Origin of the sequence: Arthrobacter sp. 1088, from assembly GCF_031455315.1 — a bacterium.
Taxonomy (GTDB): domain Bacteria; phylum Actinomycetota; class Actinomycetes; order Actinomycetales; family Micrococcaceae; genus Arthrobacter.
In genome coordinates, this window is record NZ_JAVDSM010000028.1 from 1 (window position 1) to 8,471 (window position 8,471).

13 protein-coding genes are annotated in these 8,471 nt (G+C 60.2%); 8 read left to right on the plus strand and 5 right to left on the minus strand.

Going from position 1 to position 8,471, the window contains the following annotated elements:
- The 5 genes from J2Y41_RS22805 to J2Y41_RS22825 all read left to right on the plus strand — a co-directional run.
- The coding region (locus tag J2Y41_RS22805; RefSeq protein WP_309931954.1) for a colicin E5-related ribonuclease at positions 1 to 748 on the plus strand (748 nt) is incomplete at its 5' end.
- Positions 736 to 1,062, plus strand: coding sequence for a hypothetical protein (locus J2Y41_RS22810; protein WP_309931957.1), 327 nt, complete (start codon positions 736 to 738; stop codon positions 1,060 to 1,062). The genes J2Y41_RS22805 and J2Y41_RS22810, both read left to right, overlap by 13 nt.
- 291 nt (positions 1,063 to 1,353) lie before the next feature.
- The gene (locus tag J2Y41_RS22815) at positions 1,354 to 1,701 is read left to right on the plus strand and encodes a hypothetical protein (protein WP_309931959.1); all 348 of its coding nucleotides are present in this window, start codon (positions 1,354 to 1,356) and stop codon (positions 1,699 to 1,701) included.
- Between the two features lie 184 nt (positions 1,702 to 1,885).
- Positions 1,886 to 2,842 (plus strand): hypothetical protein, encoded by a 957-nt coding sequence (locus J2Y41_RS22820; RefSeq protein ID WP_309931961.1) that lies wholly within the window; start codon positions 1,886 to 1,888, stop codon positions 2,840 to 2,842.
- A gap of 177 nt (positions 2,843 to 3,019) precedes the next feature.
- Positions 3,020 to 3,205 (plus strand): hypothetical protein, encoded by a 186-nt coding sequence (locus tag J2Y41_RS22825; RefSeq protein WP_309931963.1) that lies wholly within the window; start codon positions 3,020 to 3,022, stop codon positions 3,203 to 3,205.
- A 60-nt stretch (positions 3,206 to 3,265) separates the two neighbouring features.
- Here J2Y41_RS22825 and J2Y41_RS22830 read toward each other — a convergent pair whose 3' ends face one another.
- From J2Y41_RS22830 to J2Y41_RS22840, 3 genes are all read right to left on the minus strand, one after another.
- A complete protein-coding gene (locus tag J2Y41_RS22830) occupies positions 3,266 to 3,769 on the minus strand; it encodes a hypothetical protein (RefSeq protein ID WP_309931965.1) in 504 nt (167 codons plus the stop codon).
- Between the two features lie 93 nt (positions 3,770 to 3,862).
- Complete coding sequence (locus J2Y41_RS22835; protein WP_309931967.1) at positions 3,863 to 5,083, minus strand: hypothetical protein; 1,221 nt, start codon at positions 5,081 to 5,083, stop codon at positions 3,863 to 3,865.
- Positions 5,084 to 5,137: 54 nt separating this feature from the next.
- The gene (locus J2Y41_RS22840) at positions 5,138 to 5,284 is read right to left on the minus strand and encodes a hypothetical protein (RefSeq protein ID WP_309931969.1); all 147 of its coding nucleotides are present in this window, start codon (positions 5,282 to 5,284) and stop codon (positions 5,138 to 5,140) included.
- Between the two features lie 486 nt (positions 5,285 to 5,770).
- Here J2Y41_RS22840 and J2Y41_RS22845 point away from each other — a divergent pair, with 486 nt between their 5' ends.
- The 3 genes from J2Y41_RS22845 to J2Y41_RS22855 are packed head-to-tail and all read left to right on the plus strand — an operon-like array spanning position 5,771 to position 7,271.
- Entirely contained in the window at positions 5,771 to 6,268 is a 498-nt protein-coding gene (locus tag J2Y41_RS22845; protein ID WP_309931971.1) for a hypothetical protein, read from the plus strand.
- Positions 6,269 to 6,281: 13 nt separating this feature from the next.
- On the plus strand, positions 6,282 to 6,482 hold the full coding sequence (locus J2Y41_RS22850; protein WP_309931973.1) for a hypothetical protein: 201 nt from the start codon (positions 6,282 to 6,284) through the stop codon (positions 6,480 to 6,482).
- A gap of 9 nt (positions 6,483 to 6,491) precedes the next feature.
- Positions 6,492 to 7,271, plus strand: a complete 780-nt coding sequence (locus J2Y41_RS22855) for a DUF3800 domain-containing protein (RefSeq protein WP_309931975.1) — start codon at positions 6,492 to 6,494, stop codon at positions 7,269 to 7,271.
- 255 nt (positions 7,272 to 7,526) lie between these two features.
- Here J2Y41_RS22855 and J2Y41_RS22860 read toward each other — a convergent pair whose 3' ends face one another.
- Positions 7,527 to 8,003 carry a hypothetical protein gene (locus tag J2Y41_RS22860; RefSeq protein ID WP_309931977.1) on the minus strand — a complete coding sequence of 159 codons (477 nt, stop codon included), beginning with the start codon at positions 8,001 to 8,003 and terminating at the stop codon, positions 7,527 to 7,529.
- On the minus strand, positions 7,976 to 8,471 hold a 496-nt coding region (locus J2Y41_RS22865), incomplete at its 5' end, for a hypothetical protein (protein ID WP_309931979.1). The genes J2Y41_RS22865 and J2Y41_RS22860, both read right to left, overlap by 28 nt.

Here is an 8,471-nt window from a genome sequence, read left to right on the forward strand (position 1 = left end):
CCCGTCATCCTACGGCTACGCCGACGACTGGGTCACTCCCATACCCAGCAATCCCGGCCCCTGGCGAACCGGATACGTCTACCCAACACCGGTGGTACCCGCACCAGCACCGGCACCACCGATATCCATCCGACGCCCCGGCTACACACCACCCGCCACCACCTACTTCAACCGAATCATCCAACGAATCGGCACTTACCCCTACAATCCCGCCCAGGCAAGCCGACCCCAAATCAGCTCCACACACACGGCTCTGTCGTGCGTCAGAGACGTCAAAGTCGGAATGAGCCCCGAGCAGCTCGCGATCAACGAAGCCTGCGGCAAGGCCCTGGCCGAAGCCAACCTCCAAACCAAACCCCAATGGGAGCAAGACCTCAACCATGCCAACCAGGCATTCGCTGACAAAGCCAGGCCGCTCGTTGCGTTGGGCATCGCCGCACTGGGCACTGCGGGAGCAAGTTCCGACGCCACGCGCCTGACCTACACCATCGAAACTAAGATCGGCGATCAAATGTCGAAACGGGGATGGACAAATAGTTCAATTTCACAAGCCATCAATGGCCCAACCCGAACAGTCGCGACACGAGATACTCGATTTGATCCGACGCAGGGAGGACGTAGGGATGATCCGGCAACCGCCTATTATGCCGCTGACGGAAGCTATGTTGTCCGAAACGACATAAACGGTACAATCGTGCAAGTCAGTGATAAGTTCAAGCCGACCTGGAAAGCACCATGGGACAAGTAGAGCAGTTTGAAGATCGCCTCTTGAAAGAATTCCCTACTAGCGTTTTCCGCTCAGGAAAGACAATCTTGATCAAGTTTCATATCGTTGATCAAGTACTCAAGCTAGCTCAAAGCGCGGATCTCAGGCTCGCGGGGATGGATGGCTTTGAGGAAATTGGAGAAAGCATTGTTCCAATGATGGCTTATATTGTCGACCTGTCTTCAATGATTGCCGCAGGAAGTCCTATCGCTCAACAATATGATGCGACCAGGGCTTTCATTTCAGACAACGCAGAAGAACCCGATCTAATTGAGCTCGTCCTACTAGCCCCCTAGCGGCCATACGGACTCCGAAGATAGCGCTTCTCCGACACCGACCAGAGTGCAGCAACCGGGGGCCTGGTCGTCCGAACGTCGGCAAGACCAGACCCGCATGAGGATCAGTCCTAATAACCTTCCTGTGGCACCCTCCCGGACAACCCTGAGACCGCAGGAATACTTCCGCTGATCCAGCTCAATTGTGCAGAAACGGCGGCGTCTACGAGCTCCGCCCCACAGGGATAGCACTTAATTACACAGGTGGGTTTAGGCTCACCACCGTCATGCGCATGGGATAAGGCGAACCCAATGAATACTAGGTTGGAAGTTCCTCAGATTACGGATCTGCACAATCTGCCTCTTGACGTTGTGAATTTGGATTCTCCAGGAGTTGTTCGCATTTCTGGTCTCGCCAACGACGGAAGTACTGTGGACCTGACTTGGGACGAACTTGCCCTGTCAGTCCGGATCCGGTTGGTTGACGGAGGCCAAGAGCGGTTGGTGATCGAACGCGAGACAGCCCTTAAGGTCTCTATCAACAAGGAGGATGATCAGGTGCTCTTCAGCCTCTGGTCAGAATGGCAGGGCACGAGCGGCAAATTGACCGTGCGAATTGGGGAGCATGTCAGCATTACTGACCTATTGCTGCGAACCTAATAGGTTCTAAGACCTTCAACTATTTTCATTCCTTGTTCAGTCCGCTCAACGTTCCAGTCACAGGGAGCTTAAATGCGGCATGAAACTCCCCGAGCTAGGTGTATTGACCACGGACGTCTGGATAAAGCTTCGGAGGGAGAGCACACTGGAGCGATATGGATCCGCCAAGAGGGGGTGGCCTAGTATGTCCGACCAATCTGCCACGAGATTTGGCAAGGAGCTACTTGAGGCGCACGATGCATGGCTGGACAAGGAGCATCACTCCGAGCTCGAACAGTTTGGGACGTTGTTGGAAGCACAGACCGCGGAGACGGTGCGTTACGCACTTGAGTTCGGCAGACCACCCGCGTTCTCCACACCCCGTGAAACCCTCTTGTCCAGGGGCTGGTGCCGGACCCTGGATCCGGTGTTCTCTGTCGAGTCGGCACCCCTTAGCGATTCGTCGTCGGGTGAGATAACGCGCTACTCACGCGCCGACGCCAACGCCAGGACCTTGGACGTCGGCGCGGCCACAGGTCAACTCGGCGGTGTCCAGTACCCTTCATCCGAGACATTCATTCTGGGCTTCAATCGAGCTAGCGCCTCGATAGGCGCCTCCGTTCACCTCGGCCCGCACGGACCAGGCATGAGCCTGGAGGTCAGCGTTCAACTCGAGATACTGTCATGGCCAGACCTCACGGGGGCGACATTTACCGGTTCCGGTCTCGGACTGCTTTACGTAAATGGCGGGTTCCCGGAACTGCCACTGGGTGGCGCGTCCGTGGCGTGGTGTCATGCGGGATTGAGCATCATGGGCAGGGGCGGTAAGAGTTCGGGTGTTAGGACGGAGATTGCCTCAACATGGGTGAATGGCGACGCGTCGAGCCGTGAGGACGGCGCACCGGACGGGTTGATCCGCCTCAGCCATCGGGTTGGCCTGGATCCTGAACTCGCTGTTGCGGGCGTCTTTATCAGTCTGTCCGCCTTCGCCGGCGCAGAGGAATCCCAGTCCCCGGTCGAGTCGGCATTCGCGCAGATGAACGCCTTTCCTGGTGCGTATCCGCCGTTTATACCGTCTCGTCTTCACGTGAAGGCAATTGACGTTCGTATATGCGAGCCTGTATTCGCACCTACCTCAGGAAGGGTGCTTGAGGCTGGGTAACTCCTGAATGCGGAGACAAGAGAACATTCATGCCGACGCACGCGCCCTCGGGCAAAGCAAACGGCCGTTCTACCCCCTCCAGCAGCATCGGGCACGATTCTTACCGCCACTGCTTTCGTCGAAGGAGACCGGGTCGAGTTCGCCCTCGACTACCCGGACCGGGAGGGAGTTGCGCCGGTGGCCAAGGCAGGAGACGCCGCTACGGTGGTGGTCATTGCACCGAACGGTATCTCAGTCTACAACGTACTGCTTGATTCCGAGCCCGCCGCCAAGTGGCCACGATCGATCGCTGGACGGTATCTGATCCCGAAGGCTCCGGGTATCTCTGGAGGCCGGGTACCCGCATCGGTCCTCCTCAGATGAGCCAGTGAGCCGAGTAGCGCACCTACCCGGCGGGCTGCCCGTACTTCCCCGATGGGGGCCTTACACCGAAACCGGGAAGATCAAAGCCAACACCTGACTCCAACAAGAACTCGCCAAAAAGAAGGAGCTCCGCACAACCCTCGCCGCGACCACCCAGGTCTCTGAGACGGAAGAACGAGGTGTGCTGTCCGTATGGACCGCCAAGCCCGACGCCCCGACGGACGACGCCAGTGCCGGAAAGGAATCGGTCAAGGACGCCGCGAAGGAACCCCAAAAGGATCCAGCGAAGAAGACCGGGGCAGGGAAGAAGAAGCCGCGTCCGGACGCCGACGTCACAGCAGGGTCCCGGAACCGGGTCAACCAGGCCGGGACCATCCTGGAACGCATCACCACCGAAGAGAAACTGCGGACCATCCTGACCAACAAGGACGCCATGGCCGAAGCAGAGGCAATCAAGGAAACCCTCAACGCCGCCGTGCCTGAATGGATCGCACCCGCCCACGCCCTCGCATACGGCCTGGCCACGGGCACGATCGGTGAAACCTGGACCGCGGAACTGCTCACCGCACGGACCAGATCGCGGCCGAACTCGGCTGGGCCGGGAAGATCCTCGCCGACGAACAACCCGCCTGGACCGCGAAACTTGGGCTCGTCCCCTCAGACCGGGCCCGCCGTGCCGAATGGGAGAACACGGCCGTACAGATCGCCGTGTTCCGCGAAACCTACAACATCCTCAGCACCGACCCCGAACCGGTCCCGGACGCCTACCGGAACAAAAAAGACGGACAACCACAGACCGGCGACGAGCCCGCGGCCGCCGTCACGCGGATCCACAAATACACGGCCCAGACCAGCAAGGCACCGGCCACGACCAAAGAGCTCTCTCCACACGGCCGCCGCCACGGCGCGGGCCGAACAACTTAGCCTCGGACGCACGGAGGGCCAGAACGTCGCCGCCGCGTACCTGCGCCAACGCGCGGAACGGGTCCGGCTCTCCCCCACCCAGCAACGGACCGTCGACGCGCACACCGCCGCCGACAAGATCACCGGCACCACACCCGACCCCGAAACACTCACCGGCCAGCCAACCCCGGAGCAACACGGCACCACCCGCCCCGACGGCACCCAGCCCGGACCCGGTGGCACCAACAAACCCGTGCCCGTCACCGCCGGCGCGCCAGAGCCCGCCGCCGAGGCCGCCGCCGCTACCCCGGCCCTCACTGCCGTGTCCCCCGCAGCGGTGCCTGTCACCACCACCCCCGCCCCCACAGGGGCCCTGGAGGGGCCGGCGAACCACGCCGCAGCGAACAACTTGGACATCATACCCATCCCCGAGCCGCTGCCCACCAAAGCCGCCCAACGCGTCAACGAACGCGCACAAAAACTCCAGGACCGTAACGAACGCACCAACGCGCCGAACAACTCCTGCGCCCAGAGACCCCCGCAGCACCGGCCGAGCCCACCCATGCTGCCGCTGAACCCGTCCACGCCCCGGCTCTGCCGCAACCCGTATCCGCACCAGCTGAGCCCACTCCGCAGGACCACCTGCAGCGCCAAGCGGAAATACAGGAAGCCGCCCGGGCAGAACTGGCACGCAGCCAGCAAGAACACGCCCAGGAACAGGAACGCAAGCGTCAGGAACTCTTCCAGGAACGTGCCCGGGCCAACGTCCTCCGGCAACTGTCGGGCGTCGCAAACCAGCCTCGCGAAGTCCAGGACCGTGCCCTCGAACGGCTCCGCGCCGAACAAGAACGCCAACGAAAGGAAGCCACCCGAGGCACCCGCACGCCCTCCGGGGCTCAGACACCCGGTACGGGACCGGACCAAACCGTACAGGAGAAGGCCATCCAGCAGGCGCGGCAGCAGCGCCGTGAACAAGCCCGCGATGAAATGCGCCGCCTCAACGGCACGGAGCCGGCACGGGCGAACACTTCACACGCTGCGCCTGCGAGGACGCAAGGGGAACCCTGACCCGGCGTCGACGACGTCGCCGCCCAGGTGCGCGCCTCCGCACAGGCGATACAGACTCACCTGGACGCCGAAGCGCACTCCTCGCAGGAAAACAATGAGGCCAGACACGCAGCCGAAGAGTTCCTTCGCGCCCAGCAACAACCCACGCCTCCTGTCCAAGCCAAACGCTCCCCCGCTGCAGAAGACGCCCGCCCGGCACAGGAACAGACATTCCAGCAGAAACTCGCCGCACTACGCGCAAAGCAACAGCAGCAAACCAGTGAGACCGGCCCGGCTCCGGCTAAGAGGGATGACGCCGCACAGGCCGCGCTGGAGAAACTCCGCCAGCGCAGAAAGACCTCGAAAAACTCAACGCCCGCCAGCGCGAAGAAGAACAGGAAAACACTGGCCACCGGCCAGGTCCGGAAATCGACGGTCCCCAGCGTAGAGGGCCCACGCTATAGGTCTTCTACCATGCCTAGTTGACTGGGACACATAGCCGGGGCGCAAGTCCGGGATGGAAAGCCCTTCCGTTGAAGCCAGACCAAGAGTACTTTCCGCTATGACGATGGGCTTCAGCCCTCGCGGCTCTTTAGCAGCTTAGGGAAGCCCACCATGGAACAGAACCTACGCTCCCCAGACGGTTCGGCCGCGAACGAGGTCGAGGGCCCACCGCTAAAGCAACTTGCCCTTATCAATGACGAAGTTCTCAGAGAGCTACAGGCTGCATCGAGCAGGCACGACTCGCTGCGAACACGGGCCACAATTCTGGTCACCGCGGCCGGTGTCCTCGCGACGCTGACAACGTCAAACATGCTCACTCCGTACCTGGCGATCGCCGTCGCTTTAACTGTTCTCAGCGGCATTTTCGGCATGCTCGCGATATGGCCCAGGAAACGGCATGTGGCCAACCCCAGCAAGTCCTTCAATGAAAGGCTTTCGGCGGATATCTACAGCACGCTCTACAGCATCACCGTAGACAACCGAGAAGAACTCCGAGCAACATTCGAACAAAACGATAAAGTCTCGGGATGGCTCAGACTCGGCTTCCTTTTGCTTCTGGCATCCTGGGCCGCCACATCAATCGTGATCGGCATCCGCACCCTGACATGAAGGACGACCTCAAATGACCACTGAACTTCCCGGAAATGCCGGCAGCCAAGCGCGAATCGAACCAGCCGTGCACATACCTACAACCATCGAGAACGCGCCGTTTGACCACTCGGCCGAAGCCATCGGCAATGCGGAGGAGTCGGACAGTAGTAAAAGCCGACAGGGCGACGAGGTCAAGGACGCATTCGACACCGAAGGAGATACGCCCGAGTAGATCAACCATATGGTGCCGCCACTGGTACCCGGAATCGGGACAATTCTCGGGCGGGCGGGGCCCTGTGAGTTAATCGATGTTGTGCTGGTTGCCTTTATCGATGAGTCCTACCCGCAGGGGATGTCCACGTACTGCGTGTCAGCAGTCGTGTTCGATATGGTGTCCCTGTTCAATCTGGGGGACGAAATCCGGGCAGTGATGAAGTACGCCACTGACGCTCATGGAGTCCCGGCAGGGACCGAGCTTCACGCGCATCCCCTGATGCAGGGAAGCAAAGGCTGGAAAGCAGTGGCCGGCAAACACAGAGTCAAGGAAAAGATCTACACGAAGGTCCTCGGAGCCATCGTCACCAGTGGCGGCAAGGTTTTCGTTGAGGGCATGGATGTTGAACGGCAGAAGGCCCGCTACTCCAAACCCCTGCCCCCGCACGAAGTCACCCTCGGATATGCTCTGGAGCGGGTTAGCGACTACGCGGCCGGCAAGGACCGGCAAGTCCTGGTTGTGGCCGATGAAGTTCCGGACCAAGAACAGCATGCCGCCAGCATGGCCCTGTACTCATTGGTAGGCACACCTGGGTACCGGACTTCAACCCTTCCCCAGATTCTGCATCCCGTCCGCTTTGATGACAGCAGCCTCCATCACGGCCTGCAGGCAGCGGACTTCGTGGCCTACCTCTACAACCGCAGGAAGAGCGTGGTGGAGAAGGACGACAGGGCCGCGGCAACAAAGGAACGGATGTGGGGTGTCCTGCGTCCCGCCATTGAGCGTGAGCGGTTTTGGGTGCCTTAAGCACTGAAGGCCCCTTTCGGGGCCTTAGGCGGTCAACGTTCCCGAAGGCCCGTTGTGCCCCCAGTATTGCATGCTTTGTTCTAACCGTTAAGACAAATGTGACCAAAAATACCCGCTTGGTCGGCGGCGATGGCCGCAGCCGAATGTGGGAGTTTGAGTGGCGACCGGTTGTGCAGTCTGACTTTCTCCCCGAAAGAGTTCCAGGATCCATTCATTCCGTCCAGAAAGCAGCATGGGGAGGCCGGATGTCTTGGGCTAACTCATACCCGACGCTGCCTCCAAGAATTTAAAGACCAGCCCTGAAGCAAAACCCGCTCCGATGAGGGCGAAAAACAGATTCCGAAGCCATTCTTTCCATCCGCGTCGGTCGAAACGTTCCGCGCGTTGTTTGAGTCCCCGGCTGGCCGTCCCGCGGAAGAACCCAATGTAGGCGCACCAGTCAAACAGGGAGAACCAACTTCGGACTAGCAGTGATCCTGACACGACGACAGCGCCCAGCAGGACAATGACGAGAGAGAAGCCGTACGGTGGATCGGCTTTGACAAGTTCTACTGCTTGGCCGAGGATGTCAAAGACTTCCCGGCCGAACCCTTGAGGTGGGACGTGACCCGCCGATGCCTCTTGGACCTTCTGGCCGATGGATTCGAGAGTGTTTCCGTGCCAGTTTTGGGTGTAGACCCCGATCCAGGCGTAAACAGCCACTGCTACGGCAACAAGCAACTCACTGACCACTCCTGTTGCTTGCCAGTTCCAGAGGCGAGCTTCAGACGATGTTCCGCCCCCGGCGATGATTTCACGGCGGGCGCGGCCACGATTCGGTGCATGGCCACGATCAAAGTGATGAGTAACCCACAGCACATACCGATGGTCAGCCACATTAGTGGCTCACGGAACATCATGAACAAGGCGCCGGCAATGACTGCTCCGCCAGCCACCACCGACTCTTCCCCCTGGGCTCCTGCGGCTTTGGCCCCACTGGCCGACGAATTGATGTTTTGGTGAATGGTGGAACTGGCATCAATGTTGATTCGAACATCGCCATCGACACGGTCCGCCATCACGACCTGGTTGCCGTCCCGGTTATAGGCGTGGACTTTTCCGGCAGTGAATATGGCAGTTTGAGTGGAGACCGGTTTGGCATTTTGATTTGAGCCCACCTCGGGCTGTTTCACGGCTCGCCGGTTGATGAATCGCAGTTTG

What these genes read in the sequence shown, in the direction of transcription:
- J2Y41_RS22815 (WP_309931959.1), top strand. Translation starts at nt 1,354, where the DNA reads ATGAATACTAGGTTGGAAGTTCCTCAGATTACGGATCTGCACAATCTG.
- J2Y41_RS22810 (WP_309931957.1), top strand. Translation starts at nt 736, where the DNA reads ATGGGACAAGTAGAGCAGTTTGAAGATCGCCTCTTGAAAGAATTCCCT.
- J2Y41_RS22855 (WP_309931975.1), top strand. Translation starts at nt 6,492, where the DNA reads ATGGTGCCGCCACTGGTACCCGGAATCGGGACAATTCTCGGGCGGGCG.
- J2Y41_RS22845 (WP_309931971.1), top strand. Translation starts at nt 5,771, where the DNA reads ATGGAACAGAACCTACGCTCCCCAGACGGTTCGGCCGCGAACGAGGTC.
- J2Y41_RS22850 (WP_309931973.1), top strand. Translation starts at nt 6,282, where the DNA reads ATGACCACTGAACTTCCCGGAAATGCCGGCAGCCAAGCGCGAATCGAA.
- J2Y41_RS22820 (WP_309931961.1), top strand. Translation starts at nt 1,886, where the DNA reads ATGTCCGACCAATCTGCCACGAGATTTGGCAAGGAGCTACTTGAGGCG.